We start from the raw sequence: 15,734 nt of genomic DNA on the forward strand, positions 1-15,734 counted from the left end.
GGAGCATGGCGATGAAGCCGATGATTCCTCTCATGCCCCCAGCGTGACGGGCCCGGGGGGGGGGGGGGGGGGGGGGGGGGGGGGGGGGGGGGTGGGGCGGGGGTGGGGGGGGGGGGGGGGGGTGTGGTGGGGGGGGGCCCCCCCCCACCGCCGTTTCGTCGTTCCGCGCGCCGGCGCGGGGTGGGTCCTGGCCGGGTGTCAGCCGAAGGCGCCGTGCTGGTTGACGTCGGGCCGGGGCTCGGCGGGGGCCTGGTCGCCCGCCGCGGACGTGCCCTGGGGCTTGGCGTCACCGGCGGGGGCGGCGGGAGCGGCTGCCGTGCCGCTCGCCGGGGCGCTCTGCGCGCCCTTCTTCGCCGGCCGGTCCTCGGCGCCCCGCTCCCCGCCCGCCGCGCCGGGGACGGCCGGGGCGCTGCGCACGCCCTTGGCGAGGCCCTCGCCGCCGCGCGTCTTGGCGTCGCCCGCCGCGGACGGCCCGAACGGATCGGGGCCGTGCGCGGCCGTGGAGGTGTCCCACTGGTGCCGTACGGCCGGCCGCTGGCCCTGACCGCCGTTGCCGCCGCCCCCGCGTTTGCCGAACGCGCCGCCCAGGGAGCCGGCGAGCTGGCCGAGCGCCATGAAGCCGTACGCGGCGTTGGTGCCGCCGGAGGACTGCCCGTTGTCGGAAGAGTGGTCCGCCGGCGGTGCGCCGTGGTCCCCCTTGTCGTCGGCGGGTGGGGCGGCGGCCGCGGTCTCCAGATCGGCCGCGGCCAGTTCGAAGGCCGGCAGGGACTCGTCGACGGAACGCTTCAGGCGGTGCCAGTCCGCGGCGAACGCCTCGCCCGCCGGGCCGTCCCAGTCGGCGGCGGCGGCACTGCCCACCTGCCGGTCCAGGTCGCGGACGAGTCCGTCGAGGTGCTTGCCCATCTCCCGCCAGCCGGCCGCCGCTTCGTGCAGGGCCGCGGGGTTGCGACGCTCGGTCACTTGACGCTCCGCATCATCTCGACCAGCTCTTCCTCCGCCGCCTGCGTGTTGGCGACGGTCTCCTTCAGGCCGCCGCCGACCTCGGCGAGCCGCTGCCGCAGTTGGGCCAGGGCGTGCTCGGCCTGTTCGTACAACTCGCGGTAGGGCCGGGCCGCTTCGTCACTGCCGAATCCGTCACGCAACGCCTCGGCGTCCGCCCGCCGTCTGAATGCGGTGAGCTGCCGGCCCAGATCGTCCGCGTATATCTCGAAGGACGTACCGAGCTTGTGCAGCTCCTCGGTACCGATCCGGACCTCATCGGACATCATTTCTCCCCGAATTGAATGACAGCGACCTGCCGAACACCGGCACAGGTCTAGCACATCCGCAATAGGCCGCGGGGTGCCCGGCGCAGCGGCCGGCGCCCACGCACGGAATGCATACGGATCAATAACCGGCAATACCGACAACCCCGCCTTGACGGCCGCTTCGTACCCGTCATTAGACTCTGGACGCCGGTGCAGCACACGTGGTTGCTGTGCCACCACGTTCAAGGGGGCAGACATGAGCAGTGAGCGGGAGATCCGGGACGAGGATCTGATGGACGTCGCGGCGGACCCGGAGCAGGCGCACCGGTTGCGGAAGGCGCTGAAGACGCTGTCGGACAACCCCAATGTGGGCGGCAAGCTCAAGGAGATGGCCCAGGAGGTCCTCGCCGGGCGGATCGGCATGAAGGAGGCCATCCAGACGCCGGGTTACATGGACGCGCTGGGCGACCGCATGACCGAGATCCGGCGGGCCGCGGAGAACCAGACGCAGGCCGAGCGCGAGGCGTCGCGCGAGCAGTTCGCGGTGTGGCAGAAGCAGCAGGAGGAGAAGGAGGACCAGGAGCGCGCCGAGCGTGACGGTCCGACGGGCAACATCGTGACCGCGCCGCGGCGCGGGCGGGGCGGCAGCCACCGGGGCTGAGCCGGCCTCGTCACGCGGACGGCTTGCGAATGCCGCCCGGCACGCAATGCGGAAAGGGGATCGTCCCGGGACGGTCCCCTTCCTCGCGACTAAAGGGAATTTCCGCCGCCTCCGGCTGCATCATGATCCGAAATAGCCCATACGGAAGAAAGCGGATCCCCCGGCGGATCGCCGGTCGCGGCATTTCCCGAAGATCTGCGCTCTTTCCGCACACGGTGATCCCGTTTTCCGCACACCGGGCCGGCCGCGGTCGGCGGGCTCCGATCGGGCGGCCGCGTGCCGCGCGCACCGTCCCCGCCGGGCATGTTCCGGTTCCGGAACAGCCGGGCCCCGGCAGCCCCTCGGACGGCGGGCTGATCATAGGATCGACCTGGTAGACGCAGGAATCCACGACTGTGGAGAGCGGGATTTCATGGGGGACGAGGAAGTCATGAGCGCCTTGGATGAAGGAAACGCCGCTACGGCCCGGTACGCGCCGCATCCGTTCGTCGGCGGCCGTACCCCCGTGCTCCGCGCCCTCGCGGCCTGGCGGATGCGGTGGCCCGGCGCACCCCGCGTCATCGTCCTCACCGGCAGCCCGGGAAGCGGGCGTTCGCGCCTGGTCACCGGCTTCCTGATGCTGTGCGACCCCGAGTACCGCAAGCGGCTGCCGCTGGACGACCTGGACCCCGCGACCATACCGCCGGACCTCCCGGCGCCCGCCGTGCCCAACCCGCGCGGGCTCACCGCGGCACAGCTCCTGTGGGTCCTGGCGGACCATTTCGCGCTGCGCGCCGGCCGCACCGAGGACGTCTTCGCCGAACTCGCCGCCCTTGAGGAGCCGGTGACCGTCGTCGTACCGGGCGTCGACACGGCCGGCCCCGTACGCGCCGCGAACGAGCCGGCCCGCCTGGTGCGCGAGGTACTCAAGCCGCTCGCGGCCACGGAAACGGTTCAGCTCCTCGCCGACGTACCCCGGGAACTCGCCGCGGAACTCGCCGGTTCGCTGCCCAGCGGCCAGGTGCAGATCATCGACCTCGACGCGCCCGAGTGGGCCGACCCCGAGGGGCTGGCGCTGCACGCCGAGACCGCCCTCGACCCCGAGGCCGGCGCGCCGGAGCTGCCGTTCACCACCGACCCGGCCGTCCGCCGGGCACTGGCCGAGACGCTCGCCCGGCGCGCCGGGGGCAGCCACCTGACCGTCCAACTCGCCGTGCGGTCGCTGCTGATGCGGCCCGACGGCTTCGACCCGGCGGACGAGAGCCTGCTGCCGGCCGGCCTCGGCGAGGCCCTCGATCTGCACGCGCGCCGCCTCGGCGCCGATCCCCAGACGCTGCGGCTGATGCTGGCCCCGCTGGCGTTCGCGGAGGGTGAGGGACTGCCCGTCGCGCTGTGGGGGATGCTGGCGGACGCCGTCGCGGGCCGGGACATGGGCCAGGACATCGCCGACGGCATGCTGCTCGCGGCGCCGTTCGTCGAGCCGGTCGAGAGGGCGGAGGCGGACGGAGCGGACGGAGCGGAGAGCGAGGGCATCGACGGCGAAGGTGCTGACGGTGGAGGTGCTGACGGCCGGGGTGCTGGCGCTGAGGGCGGCGGGGCGTCAGACGCTGGGGGCCGCCGGGCCGGTGGTCGTGCGTTCCTGTGCCTGACGCACCCGGCGCTCGCCGACGAGATCCGCGACGGCCTGCCGGACGCCCGCGACGCCCAGACCAAGATCGCCATGGCACTGCTGGCGGCGGTGCCGGACCAGGACTGGTCCAAGGCCGATCCGTACATCCGCGACCACCTCGCCTCGCACACCCTCGACGCCGGTCTGCTGCCGCAACTCCTCACCGATCCGGGCCTGTTCGCGCACGCCGACCCGGTGACGCTGCGGACCGCCGTCGAGGCCGTACCGCTCGAACAGCTCGGCGCGCCGGCCCGTACGTACCTGCGTACCGCTCCCCTGCTGACCCGCTCCCAGGCATCCGTCACCATGCGGGCGGCATTTCTGGAGACGGCGTTCGTCGAGGACGGCCTGCCGTCGTACGCCGAGGCGCTGCACCGCCTCGGCTTCCCGCTGCCGTGGCGGACGCTGTGGAGCGTGCCGGTCACCGGGGTGAGCGGGGTGACGACGGGCTCCCTCCCCGGGGCTGCGGGGAGGGCCGACGGGGGCACGGTCTCAGAGGCCACGGTCTCGGAAGGAGTGGTCTCGGAGGGCATGGCCTCGGACGGGCCGGTCGACGGGGGCGTGGCGCGCCCGGTGGTCGCCCTCCTCGTTCCCGAGGGAACGCCCGGCGCCCGGACCCTGGCCCGCGAAGGCGAGAGCCCGGCCGGCGGCGGCCCGTCGCTCCTCCTCCACGACCTGGTGCGGCCCCAGTACGTCGACGCCGACCCGGCGCGCGTCCTCGCGCCCTCGGACGAGGAACGGGCGGCGACGCCGTTCGGGATCAGCCGGGGCGGCGACTATCTGCGAGTCTGGGCACGGGAGAGCCGGCGGGTACTGGCCGCGCTGGTCTCCGACACGCCCCTGACCGGCGCCGACATCTCCGGCGACGGCGTCCTCGTCGTCGCCACCGCGCGCGGCGTGACCGCCCGGCGGATCACCGTCCCCCTCCCCGCTCCCGCCTCCAGGGTGCCGGCCCAGGCCACCGCCCCCACCGGCACAGACGCTTCTCCTGGCCTCGAAGGAGACCCCTCGTGATCACCCAGGCGCAGGCACACGCCACCGCCGCCCGCTGGCTCAACCCCGAGGGGCATCAGGGCCCGCCGCGCGAGGTGGCCATGCAGGAATTCGATCTCGGCTGGGTGGTGTGGGCCATGCCGCCGCCCCCGGAGGTCGACCCGCGGACCGGGCAGCGGCGTCCGCCCGCCGAGATCGGCACCGCGTGCGGCGTCGTCGACCGCGCCTCGGGCGAGCTGACGGTCTGGCCGTCCGTACCGGTCGAGGAGGTCGTGCGGATGTACCGGCAGAAGCACGGCGCGGGCGCGGGTGCCGCGCCGGCGGCCGCTCCCGCTCCGGCCGAGCCACCGGTTACCGGCCCCGGCAACACGGCCGTCGCGACGCACAACGACCCGTCCACCGGCGAGGAGACCACCCTTTTCAAGCTCTCCGCCCCGGGCCTGCCGCCCGCCGAGTACCAGCTCCACGCGGAGCTGCGCAGGCTCGGCGTACGCGGCGAGGACGTCCGCGCCGTGCACACCGACCTGCGCCCCGCGCTGCTGCCCGGCGGCTATCCGGGCGACTTCGTCTTCCGGGCCTTCCCCAACGCCTCGTTCTCGTGCACCCAGGGGTACGGCATGCGGCCCGAGGAGCGCGCCGAGGGCATCGCCGGGCTGCTGCGGCACGTCGAGATGACGCACCAGTTGGCGGGCCGGCAGGCGCCGCCGCGGCCTCACCGGGTGCCCCTGTCCCAGAACGTCGCGGCGGCGGAACCGCTGCGCGATGTGGCGCTCGGCAAGCACCTGACGGAGATCTTCGGGCCCCACGGCGTGGTACGTCCGGACGCCGACGACATCGCCGCGACCCCGCTGCCCGAGTCCTCGAAGAAGACGCTGACGTGGGCCGGACTGCCCACCCATGTGCCGTACTTCTTCACCGCCGACCAGGTCGCCGCTCCGCCGGCCGGGGGCCTGTTCACCGATGTGGCCACCCACCTGCGCGAGACCGGGACCCAGGCGGCGGACACGACGCTGGAGACCCTGGCCGGCTACGTCCGCCTCGGCACGGACGGCCTCTACACGATCGCGGTGCAGTGCGCCGCGCCGGAACAGAACCAGAGCCTGATCGGCACCGTCTGGGCCGTCCAGCCATCCTCCGGCGGCGGCCTCTTCGTCAACCGCACCCTCGCCGCGTATCTGCGTTCGCTGGCACTGCTGGTGACCACGCGGCAGCAGATGCAGGGCATGGACCCGTACGCGGCGGGCGCGGCGGTAGCGGCCTTCCAGGAGCAGATCGCGGCGATCGACTCCTGGGCGCTGGACGACCAGGGCAACTGGTGGTCACTGATCATCGAGCAGATGTGGCACGGCTTGTTCTGAGCCGCTTCCCCGGGGCCGGCCGCCACCGAGGGGGCCGGACTCAGGGCAGCAGCAGCCAGTCCGCGGCCAGCGCCGCCGCCAGGCCCACGCCGAGCAACCAGGTGCCCAGGCGCGTACGCCCGTTCCGGCTGAGTTCGATCACAATGCCGCAGAGTACGAGCGCGGCTCCGTAGACCCCGACCACCAGCACCGACGTACGCGACGCGAGGCGCACTACGAGCACCAGCGCCATCGCCCCCATCAGAACCGAGGCCAGGACGATGCGTATTCGCCGCGCCTGGCGGGGTGTCAACCCCGCACGTCCCTCCGGAAGAGGCTGTTCATCTTCGGGTGCGTCCATGACCGGGAATGCTACGGGACCGGTGATCACCTACGCGCGCCCACTCCCCCACCGGCGAACGTCGACGAGGTACGCCCCCTCCCCCATCGACCACTTCCGTCAACGCACCGAAAAGGAGCGGGAGTTGTTGAGCCGCGACCGACCGGGAACCGGTACGACACACGGGGGACACAATCGGCGCGACGCGCGGGGCGCACGCCACAGTCTCCACACAACCCTCGCCTTGACATGCCTGCGCTCAGACCGCCTAAGGTGGGATCGTTAGACGTGACAAACGCGGTTTTTGGACAGATGAACAACGGGGGCCTCGGTGGCAGGCAAGGCATTCGACGTAGACCCGGATGTGTTGCGAACGCAGGGTGACGCGTTCGTCGACATCGGCGGCAACTTCTCGAAGGCGTCCAAGAAACTCCAGGACGACCTCGAGGCGCTCGGCAGCCCGTGGGAGAACTGCGATTTCGGCGCCGCGTTCGAAATCATCTATACGCCCATCAGGGACGGTATGTTCACGTCGATGGACTCGCTCGGAGAGCGCCTCGAGGGCATCGGCGACAAACTCCAGACGATGGCCAGCACCTATGCCGATTCCGATGAGCAGGGCATCCACGCCATCAGCGCCGTGGGTCGCCCCGCCATCTAAGGCACGCGCCACCGCGTACGGCGCGGGCGCACGCGGGACAGACCCGCACCACTCACTTCCACTCAGCATTCGGCTATCACCGCACGGGGGACGACCACTGTGTCATTGACGCTGCCAGGCGAGGTTGCCTGGATCCTGGATCTTCTCGGATACAACTGGCCGGATGCCGACGAGGACAAACTCCACGAATGTGCCACGGTATGGCGCAACTTCGCCAACCAGGTGAACGAGGCGGCCTCCCAGGGCTCGTCGGCGGCCAATGAAGTCGTCGCCGCCAACTCGGGTGACGCGATCGACGGCTTCGCCACCGAGTGGGGGGCGTTCTCCGGCGGTGCGGGCGGCGGCGACAATTACCTCCGCGACGCGGCGGCGGCCGCCGAGGTGATCGCGATGGCATTCGACGCGGCCGCCATCGCCGTGCTCGCCGGCAAAATCGCCGTCATTGCACAGCTCGTCATCCTGGCCGCCGAAATCATCGCGGCCCAGGCCGCGGCACCGTTCACCCTCGGCCTGTCCGAAATCGGCGCGGCCGGCGCAACCCAGGCGACCCGTCTGATCGTCCGCCAGATCCTCGACAAGATCAAACGCGAGGTCATGGAAGCGGCGACCAAGGCGATGGAACACGCCACGATGGACGCCATCAAGAAGATGGCCAAGAAGGCCGTTTCCAAGGAAGCCCGCAAGCTGGCGGCGGACTACGTCAAGACCACGGTCAAGGAGACCGTCAAGGAAAAGGTCGTCGACGGGGCCAAGGACATCGCCCGGGAGAAAATCGTCGAGGCGGGCAAGGAAAAGGCTACGGAAGCCGCCACCGAGATGGCCCAGAACGTCGCGCAGCAGGGCATCGAGAACCACTTCGGGGCCCGCGACGGAATGGACTGGGGCGAAACCGCCGACATCGGCAAGGAAAAGGCCGGCGAGTACATCGACGGCATCAAGGAAGGCGCCCAGGAGTACAAGGACGGCGTCACCAGCCTCGCCGACCCCAACACCTACATCGACCACGCCAAGGAAGACCTCACCAACCGCGGCCTCGACCACGCCCAACGGCACGTCGACCGCCGCACGGGCGGCGCCGCCACCCGCCACCAGGGCGTCACGGACGAGGTCCGCTCGGTCTTCGGCTGAGCGACAGCGGACAAGAAATGAGGGGCCCCAGCCTTGGCAGGCTGGGGCCCCTCATTTCACTTCTCGGCCTCACACGGTTCACCCGGAGGGCGGGCACATGCGCGTCACGCTCCCCGCGCCGCGCCGCCCTGACCCGGGCTGCCGAGGCCGCCTGCTATCGCCCGGGGGGCTGCGTGGGCGGCGCCGGGGGGTACCCATCCGGGCCGCTGGGCTGCTGCTGGTACGGGCTGTGCGGCTGAGGCACGAACCCGGGACCACCGGGGCCACCACCACCGTATCCGCCAGGCCCACCGGGGCCCCCGGGGCCACCCGGAGGCGGACCGTTGCGCCGGCTCTTACGCCGCACCACCAGAACAATCGCCAGGATGACACCCAACACAATGAGACCGGCCACGGCGACCAGCGCGATGAAGAGCGGACTCACACCGGGCTTCTCCACGGCCTGGGAAGTGTCGCCCTTACCGTCGGTCCCCTGGGACGCCCCCGGATTACCGGCGGACGGCGACGAGGACGCCTTCGGCATCTTCAGCGGACCGTTCTTCGCCCCGGCGGGAATGTCACGCTTGAGCGCCGCGAGCGGCTGGATGAAGCCGTAGCCGTACTTCTGGTCCGGGAGCGAGGTCCCCTTGGCCGAGTCAGGAAGACCGGCGGTCTTCGTCAGACGGTTGACGATCTGACCGGCTGACAGGTTGGGGAACTTGGCTCGGAGGAGCGCGGCGGCGGCCGACACGTAAGCGGTTGAGTCTGACGTGCCGGTTCCCTTCTGGTACAGAGAACTGCCACTGCCGCCGGCTGACACGATGTCAACCGCAGGGGCGGTCAACAGGACACTGGGTCCGTAGTTGGAGCCGGACCAAATTTCTCCTGTGTTCTGGACCCCACCAACGGTCAAAACACCTGGGTAGTTACCCGGGTATTCGATAGCCTCTGGCCCTTTACCTTCATTACCAGAAGCAGTAACGATGAGAACGTCGTGCTTCAAGGCGTAAGCAATAGCTGCAGGCTCACCCTCCGAAGCGCTGCCTCCCTGCGAAATATTAATTACGGATGCACCCGCATCCACCGCATAGCGGATGGATGCGGAAAACCCGCCCGCCTTCAACCCACGGTCGCGCACCGGCAAGATTTTGGCGTCTGGCGCCAATCCCTTTACCCCCGCCGAGCCACCCGGCCCATGCCCATGACCCGCAATCTCCGCAGCCATCTGAGTGCCGTGGGTATCGTCACCTTCCGGCTCGGCGGACCCTCCATCGATGAAGTCCTTCCCGGCCAGCACATTACCCTTTAGGTCCGGATGGCGGGAGTTGACTCCTTCGTCAATGACTGCAACAGTCACCCCCTTTCCTGTTGAGATCTTCCAGATTTCCTCGGCTTTGAATGCTTTCAGAGGCCACTGGGCATCTCTGATCTGATCCGCCGATGCAACCGGTGCAGTGCCGAAGAGCAGCGCTCCCGCCACAACCGCGCCGCCGACCGCACGCAGCGTCCGCGTGAAGCTCATGCTGTAACACCTCTCGTGACACGGCGGGGCCCTCCGCCCAGAGAGCAGCGGGCCCCGCCTTGTTGCTACCGGATTGCTGACGTCAGATTCCTACTCGATGACCTTCGGCGCAACGGTACGCTCCGACGTCCAGGTCTCCTCGTCCTCAACAAGGTAGTCGGGACGCTCGCCGTTCGCTCCCTTGTCCTTGCCCTTGCCGCCGTGAGCACCAGGTGCTCCGGCCATACCCGCAGGACGACGGCCACCCGTCCCAGCGCCGGCCTGGGCCCCACCGCGACTACGGTGCAGACCGGATCCGCCCTGTCCCGCGCCACTGGCCTTGCCGCCACCGGCACCGATGACGCCGCCCTTCTGACGGGCCAGCGCACCTCCGCGCCCGGCGCCCATGCCCTTACCACCGGCGCCCTTGCCTGCACCCGCGGCTCCACCCATTCCGGGCATACCCGCGCGGCCGCCACGCGCACCGCCGCTCGCGCCGGCTCCACCGCCGGCCACACCCAGAGCACCGCCGGGACCGATACCGCCGCCGGCTCCCGAGCCTCCGCCGACGTGTCCACCGCCGGCTCCACCACCGATGCCGCTGACGCCGCTCAGGCCACCGCCACCGCCACCGCCGCCCAGACCGCCACCAGTGCCACCGGGGGGATTGAAACTGTCAAGGCCGGTGCCGATGTGCGGGGTGGGCGTCAGCGAGCCCTTTCCGGGCTGGGGCGAACCGATGCCGCCGCTGATGCCGGGGTCGCCGGGAGACTTGATCCCTCCGGAGGAGAAACCAGGCCCCTTGCCCATGCCGGCGATCGACGGGCTGCCGACCTTGTGCGTTCCCGAAGAACCGGTCGGCATGGGCATCGCGATGGCCGACGGCGGGTCGCCGCCGGGAGGCCCCGGGTAGTCCTCGCTGTTGTCACGAACCTTCTTCGTGTTCCAGGTCCCCATCGACTTGGCCTGAGACACATAGGCCGCGCCTAGCTGTTCCATCTTGACGGCCATGCGTAGCTGCTGCTCTTTACCCGCAGAGAGGCTGCCGGAGTTGTTGTCCAGAGCCTCCTGGGTCGTCTTGTTGGGATCGGCCAGGTCGCGCTTCACACCTGAGTCGTCCCGGCTTCCGCCGTCCTGAACCCAGTTGACGGCGCTATTGACGTCACCCGGCTTCTCCATCGACTCGATCTCGGGCTTGAGCTGCTCGAGGATCTTGGCCGCATTGCCCATAGCGGTGGAGGTGTACTGCGCGTACAGTGCGCCGTCCGCGATCTTCTTGCTGATCTTCTGTGCTTGCGCCTTGAACTTTTCGGCGGCGTCGCCGTGCCAGTGCTGGAGCACCTCGTTCACGGCGGCTTCGAAGGCACCCTTGATTCCGCCGCCACTGCCACCAACAAGCTGAGTGTGAACGTCTTTCCAGCCCCGTGAGACGTTGTGCACCTCGCTCGGATTGGACGCCTTCACCATCGCCTGCATGGTGTCCATGTCCATCTCGGCGAAGTTGGTCTCATGCTCGGCGGCATAGCACATCGTCGCCGGGATGTACTCGTGTTCGGCGCTTTTGCTACTCATTACTCAATCCCCCTCTGCTTCTCTCCACGCTGACCCGAATCCATCGTGGCCCAACCTGGCGCCATGTCAGCTACCGGACATGTTCGCTGCGGTCTCGGCTTCCTGATTCTGGTAGTTCCCGTGCACCTTCCGCGTCTTTGTGCCGAATTCATTGGTCACATCGTGGAGATGTTGCACGATCTCCTCGATATGAGACTTCATGTCCTTGTGCGCCGCAGTAAGCTTCCGCGCCTCAAGAAACGAGGCTCCGGGGGCGTCCGCCCCCAGCGCGCTCGGCGACAGCGAGGTCTTGTACCGGGTGTCCGCGTTGGCGTTCCCCAGGTCCTTCAGGACGCCGTTGAGCTTCCTGATGGTCTCCTCCAACGCGCTCAGGTCTACCCGATATTGCTCACCCATGGATTGACTCCCCGTGTGTCTTGAAACCAGTCTTCCGTCGCCAATCGCGGAGCGCGACGGCGGAGCCTACGACCACGGCAACGGCCAAAAGTCCGCCGCCGACGATGTAGATGGCGATCCGGGCCCGTCGATCCTCGGTGCTTTCGCCGAGGGTGAGGGCGGCCGGTTCGATGTTGGATCCGTCAGCCAGGTTGGAGGGCTTGTCCGGCTTGGGAGCTGCGGTGGGGCGGGTGTCGTCGCTGAGGGCGGCCACCGGGTCGACCACGCCCCAGCCGATGTTGTTGTCCCGACCCCGGCGCACGCGCTCGGCGGTCTGCTCCAGGTGCCAGATGACTTCTTCCGGCGTCCAGGGATCGTGCTCGGCCTTGTGCTTGGCGATCAGGAGTGCCGCCGCGCCCGCGGCGTACGGAGCGGCGAAGCTGGTGCCCTGGTCCACGCAGTTGCCGCCGTCGGGGACGGTGGAGACCATCTCGACGCCCGGGGCGGCGATGTCCACGAAGGCGCCGCGCTGCGAGAAGGGCGCGCGCTCGTTGTTGCGGTCCGAGGCGGCCACGGCGAGCACGTTGTTGTACTCGGTGAACGCGGCCGGGAACATGTTCTTCTCGTCGCCGTCCGCGCCGCCGTTGCCCGCCGAGGCCACCACCAGGACGCCGCGCTGCTGGGCGAGGGCGATCGCCGCCTTGAGCTGCGGAACCTTGTCCTCGCTGGCGCCGGTGCCCTGCGAGATGTTGATGACGTCGACCCGCGCCTTCACGGCGTCCGTGATGGCTTTGGCGAGAGTGTCGGCGGTGCCGGCCGTCTCGTCGCTGGTCTGCTGGTAGGGAATGACCTTCGCTTCGGGCGCGATACCGACGAAACCGGAGGACGCTACGGGGCGGGCGGCGATGATGCCCGCGACCTTGGTGCCGTGGCCGACCCTGTCGTCAGTCTTCTTGCCGTCCTTGACGTAGCTCTGGCCGCCGGGTCCGATCGCTTGCTCTAGCTGCCGGTTACCCGCGTCGATGCCGGTGTCGATGACGGCGACCCGGACGCCCTTCCCTTTGGTGTCGGCCCACATCTGCTTGGTCAGGAGGCGTTGCAGCGACCAGGGGGTCTCTTTGATGTCATCGGCGCCGAACTTGCACTCGCCGCTGTTGAGCGGCACGTTCTCGTCCGCGACCGCCGGCGCGGCGGTGGCGCAGGACAGGCCGACGGCGCACGCCGCCGTAACCAGTGCTACCGCCGCTCGTCGGCGGTGCCCGGCTCGGTGACCAATGGCGCGAGATCCCACGGGTTGTCTGCTCTCCATGTGTGCGGATGGACGGGAACGAAAAGGGAATGGGGAAAACGGAGGAGTGCCGGAGTGTGGACGGCAGAAGGGCGAGCGCACTGTCGCAGCGCGCCCGCCCTCATTGACCACTGTGCGAGCCGTCGGGGCTGCTCAGCCGTTAGCCATCCGTTTTCGTGCTGACGTTGAGGTCAGCCCGCCCAGATACCGGCGTTCTTCGACTCGGTGCTCTGGTAGTTCTGAGCAGCCTGGTCCAGCGCCTTGGCGATGGCTTCGAGCGTCGAGTGCAGGGAAGCGGCGCGCTGGTCCCACTCGCGCTGGCGGGCCTGGTAGCCCTCCTGCGCCGAACCTTCCCAGCTCGCGGCGATCTTCTTCACGCCGGCCTCGAGGTCATCGAGCTGCTGGCGGATGTTGTTGGCCGTACCGCGCACGTCGGAACTGGCCTGCGAGATCGTCGCAAAATTGACGAGGATCTGGCCTGACATGGTGTCTCCTCAGGAGTTGATAATGCCTGGTCGATTCACATACCGCAGCGGGCCTGTGGAACTGGCCGGCCGGCCCGGGCCTGCGGCTGCTGGGCCGTTACGCCGCGGGAAGCGGCGCGGGCCCCATCATCCGAACGGGGAAGCCGAGGCGGTGATGTGCGAGATCGACTGAGCCTGCTCCTCTTCCGAGGCGGAGTAGTTCTTCGTGGTCGAGTCGATCGCTTCCTTGATCTCACCCAGGAGCTGGTTGAGACGGTTGGCGTCCTCGTTCACCTGCGTCTGGAGCTGGTTGTACGAGGAGGCCGCAGCACCCTTCCACCCGGACGTGATGGTGTCGACGACCGTGTTCAGGCGCGAGATCTCGCCCTGGATCGACTGGTTGACCGAGGAGATCTTGCCGCTGAACGCGACCATCTCCTCTTCAGTGGTTGTGTACTGCTGACCAGCCATAGTCAACGTCCCCCATGAGACTCGTACGTCGTACCGGGCTTGCACCCACCAAGGCACTCGCGCGGTTGGCATCTGTTGCTGATGCCTTAGGCCACTTTAACCACTCCACACGTCTGTTCCCAACAGCGGAGAGCCTCTTGTGACGGGATCACAACATTGTCAACTACCCGTGGCGGAAACGTTGTTCAGGGGAAAGGGACAGAACAGACGCTATCGGCCTGGACCGGGTCATGGCGAAGAGCAAGACGAAGATCACACCGGGTTGGTTCCCGGCGTGGCGCGGCCGCGCCGGGAACCCGTTAAGAGCTCTCCGGCGCGGCCGCGCCAATTGTCTCGCCGCAGGCATTCCGCGGTCCCCGCCGCGGCGCCACCCGCCGGGTCAGGACGACTGCGGCTTCTTCGCGCTCGTGACGTCCAGGGACGGGCCCTCAGGGAGCAGCTCGGACCAGGTCTTCAGGAGGGTCGGCGGGTGGACGGCTTCGTAGCCGAGGTGGATCTGAGCCTGGTTCTGGTCTTGATCCGCCTTACCTCCCTTGTCTTCGCTGTCGTTGTTCACGGGAACGGAATAGCGCAGTCCGGTATCGGTGACGAGGAAGAGGCTGCCGCTCTTGAGAGCGGGGGTGGACACCTGCTGGTACAGCAGTCCGCTGCCCGGGGTGACGTACGAGGTGGCACCCGCGGCGATCTCCGCCGGGTAGTCCTTGCCGACCCACGTGCCCATGTTCGGCACGCCGTTGGGGTAGCCGAGCGCCTTGCCGGCCTCGCCCGAGTACTTGTTGGTGGTGCCGTCGTAGACGCTGCAGCTCACACCGTTGTCCGTGGGGGTGATCACGCCACCGGTCTGCGAGCCTTCCTTGAAGTTGTTCGCCATGCTGACGACCTCGGTCGGCCACGGGAGGTCGAAGTCCGTGTTCCCGACCTTGCCCATGAACTTGATGTACCGGCCGGCGTCGTCCTTCTTCGGCTCGAAGCTGCCGGTGGCGACCCGCTCGGTCTCCAGGTGACTTCCGTCGCTGTGCAACTCCGCGGCGTTCCGCCCCGCGAGCAGCAGCTTCGCGATGAAGTTCGACACCTGGTACACGCCGTCGGCCTTGACGACGTACTTCTGCCCGTTGTCGTCCTCCAGCACCGTGCCGATGGTGTTGAACTTCTGCGGAACGGCCTGGGCGGGCGTCCGCTGCCCCGCGTCCGCCACCCACGGCATGTAGATCGGGATGGGGCTCTTGATGAGGGTGTCCATCCACTCCTGCGTGACCCGCTGCGGCTCGGCGGAGCCGAAGATGATGCGCTTGAGCTGGTCGTCGGTCGCCTCCCTGCCGCCCTTCGGGGCCTCGCGCCCCCCGATGGTGGAGTCGAACTTGAACGCCAGGCCGTTCTGGTCGACCAGCCAGTCCTCTCCCTTGGGGTCCTCGACGTACAGCGCCTGGTCGATGTCGAGCTTCCCCTTGTCCTCGACGAGCTCCTTGTCCTTGCCGCCGAGCACGAACACCGCCTGCTGCGGCTTGTTGTTGACGCCGCTGCCGGGCCGGTTGCACACCGCCCAGGTCTTCGGCTTGTCGGCCTCCTGCGCGCTGGGCAGCCGGTCCGGGGCGAAGGGAATGCCGATGGCCGGCCCGTGTGGAAGTTTTCCGTCGAGCTCGGATTCCTTCACCTTCACGACGTTGTACTTCGGGTCCAGGAGAAGTCGGGCCGAGGCGAGGTTGAGGACCGGGTGGAGCAGTTTCTGCTTATGGCCGTTCGCATCCGTGTTGTTGAGGACGATATAGCGGGTGGTGGATTCGTCCCCGACGATGACGTTCTTCCCCACCTCGTCCCAGCCCTTCGGAGCAACAGGCTTGAGAATGCCGCAAGCGCCGAATCCCACCAGGATCAGGACCCCCACCATGACGCTCGGCAACACCGCCTTCAGCGGCCTTGGCGCACTCTCGATCGAGCCGTTCGGCAGCGGCTTCAGAAATGCCGCATTCGTTCGCTTTCGTGCGAACGAATACGCATTCAGCTCGTCCCGACGTGATGCCATTGTTGCTTTCTCTCCCCGCCTGTCGGATCCACCATCGACCGCACCCGGC

The 15,734-nt window shown here is 68.9% G+C and carries 15 protein-coding genes; 5 read left to right on the forward strand and 10 right to left on the reverse strand.

The window, feature by feature from the left end; translation table 11 throughout:
• Positions 1–198: 198 nt before the first annotated feature.
• Positions 199–960, reverse strand: a complete 762-nt coding sequence (locus ACZ45Z_RS32455) for a WXG100 family type VII secretion target (protein WP_468370225.1) — start codon at positions 958–960, stop codon at positions 199–201.
• Positions 957–1,265 (reverse strand): hypothetical protein, encoded by a 309-nt coding sequence (locus ACZ45Z_RS32460; RefSeq protein ID WP_468370227.1) that lies wholly within the window; start codon positions 1,263–1,265, stop codon positions 957–959. The genes ACZ45Z_RS32455 and ACZ45Z_RS32460 overlap by 4 nt, the downstream gene beginning before the upstream one ends.
• A 238-nt stretch (positions 1,266–1,503) precedes the next feature.
• On the opposite strand from ACZ45Z_RS32460, the gene ACZ45Z_RS32465 reads away from it, so the two are divergent.
• The 3 genes from ACZ45Z_RS32465 to ACZ45Z_RS32475 all read left to right on the forward strand — a co-directional run bounded on the left by ACZ45Z_RS32465 (position 1,504) and on the right by ACZ45Z_RS32475 (position 5,907).
• On the forward strand, positions 1,504–1,908 hold the full coding sequence (locus ACZ45Z_RS32465) for a hypothetical protein (protein ID WP_468370230.1): 405 nt from the start codon (positions 1,504–1,506) through the stop codon (positions 1,906–1,908).
• A 430-nt stretch (positions 1,909–2,338) separates the two neighbouring features.
• On the forward strand, positions 2,339–4,570 hold the full coding sequence (locus ACZ45Z_RS32470) for an ATP-binding protein (protein ID WP_468370233.1): 2,232 nt from the start codon (positions 2,339–2,341) through the stop codon (positions 4,568–4,570).
• Positions 4,567–5,907 (forward strand): SUKH-4 family immunity protein, encoded by a 1,341-nt coding sequence (locus tag ACZ45Z_RS32475; protein ID WP_468370235.1) that lies wholly within the window; start codon positions 4,567–4,569, stop codon positions 5,905–5,907. The genes ACZ45Z_RS32470 and ACZ45Z_RS32475 overlap by 4 nt, the downstream gene beginning before the upstream one ends.
• A gap of 40 nt (positions 5,908–5,947) precedes the next feature.
• Here the strand turns inward: ACZ45Z_RS32475 and ACZ45Z_RS32480 are convergent, their stop codons facing one another.
• The gene (locus tag ACZ45Z_RS32480; RefSeq protein WP_468370238.1) at positions 5,948–6,247 is read right to left on the reverse strand and encodes a hypothetical protein; all 300 of its coding nucleotides are present in this window, start codon (positions 6,245–6,247) and stop codon (positions 5,948–5,950) included.
• Between the two features lie 310 nt (positions 6,248–6,557).
• On the opposite strand from ACZ45Z_RS32480, the gene ACZ45Z_RS32485 reads away from it, so the two are divergent.
• Positions 6,558–6,887: a WXG100 family type VII secretion target gene (locus ACZ45Z_RS32485; protein WP_468370240.1), complete on the forward strand. Its 330-nt coding sequence runs from the start codon at positions 6,558–6,560 to the stop codon at positions 6,885–6,887.
• A gap of 99 nt (positions 6,888–6,986) precedes the next feature.
• The gene (locus ACZ45Z_RS32490) at positions 6,987–8,015 is read left to right on the forward strand and encodes a WXG100-like domain-containing protein (protein WP_468370243.1); all 1,029 of its coding nucleotides are present in this window, start codon (positions 6,987–6,989) and stop codon (positions 8,013–8,015) included.
• A gap of 154 nt (positions 8,016–8,169) precedes the next feature.
• Here the strand turns inward: ACZ45Z_RS32490 and ACZ45Z_RS32495 are convergent, their stop codons facing one another.
• The 7 genes from ACZ45Z_RS32495 to ACZ45Z_RS32525 all read right to left on the reverse strand — a co-directional run bounded on the left by ACZ45Z_RS32495 (position 8,170) and on the right by ACZ45Z_RS32525 (position 15,685).
• Positions 8,170–9,516 carry a S8 family serine peptidase gene (locus ACZ45Z_RS32495; RefSeq protein WP_468370246.1) on the reverse strand — a complete coding sequence of 449 codons (1,347 nt, stop codon included), beginning with the start codon at positions 9,514–9,516 and terminating at the stop codon, positions 8,170–8,172.
• A gap of 90 nt (positions 9,517–9,606) precedes the next feature.
• Complete coding sequence (locus ACZ45Z_RS32500; protein ID WP_468370248.1) at positions 9,607–11,067, reverse strand: hypothetical protein; 1,461 nt, start codon at positions 11,065–11,067, stop codon at positions 9,607–9,609.
• Positions 11,068–11,133: 66 nt separating this feature from the next.
• Positions 11,134–11,463 (reverse strand): hypothetical protein, encoded by a 330-nt coding sequence (locus tag ACZ45Z_RS32505; protein ID WP_468370250.1) that lies wholly within the window; start codon positions 11,461–11,463, stop codon positions 11,134–11,136.
• Positions 11,456–12,607, reverse strand: a complete 1,152-nt coding sequence (gene mycP, locus ACZ45Z_RS32510; RefSeq protein ID WP_468370252.1) for a type VII secretion-associated serine protease mycosin — start codon at positions 12,605–12,607, stop codon at positions 11,456–11,458. The genes ACZ45Z_RS32505 and mycP overlap by 8 nt, the downstream gene beginning before the upstream one ends.
• 314 nt (positions 12,608–12,921) lie before the next feature.
• On the reverse strand, positions 12,922–13,215 hold the full coding sequence (locus ACZ45Z_RS32515) for a WXG100 family type VII secretion target (protein ID WP_393895579.1): 294 nt from the start codon (positions 13,213–13,215) through the stop codon (positions 12,922–12,924).
• A 126-nt stretch (positions 13,216–13,341) separates the two neighbouring features.
• On the reverse strand, positions 13,342–13,665 hold the full coding sequence (locus ACZ45Z_RS32520; protein WP_468370256.1) for a WXG100 family type VII secretion target: 324 nt from the start codon (positions 13,663–13,665) through the stop codon (positions 13,342–13,344).
• 379 nt (positions 13,666–14,044) lie between these two features.
• On the reverse strand, positions 14,045–15,685 hold the full coding sequence (locus tag ACZ45Z_RS32525; protein WP_468370259.1) for a type VII secretion protein EccB: 1,641 nt from the start codon (positions 15,683–15,685) through the stop codon (positions 14,045–14,047).
• Between the last annotated feature and the right edge of the window lie 49 nt (positions 15,686–15,734).

The sequence above is a fragment of the Streptomyces sp. NPDC031210 genome (assembly GCF_055570395.1).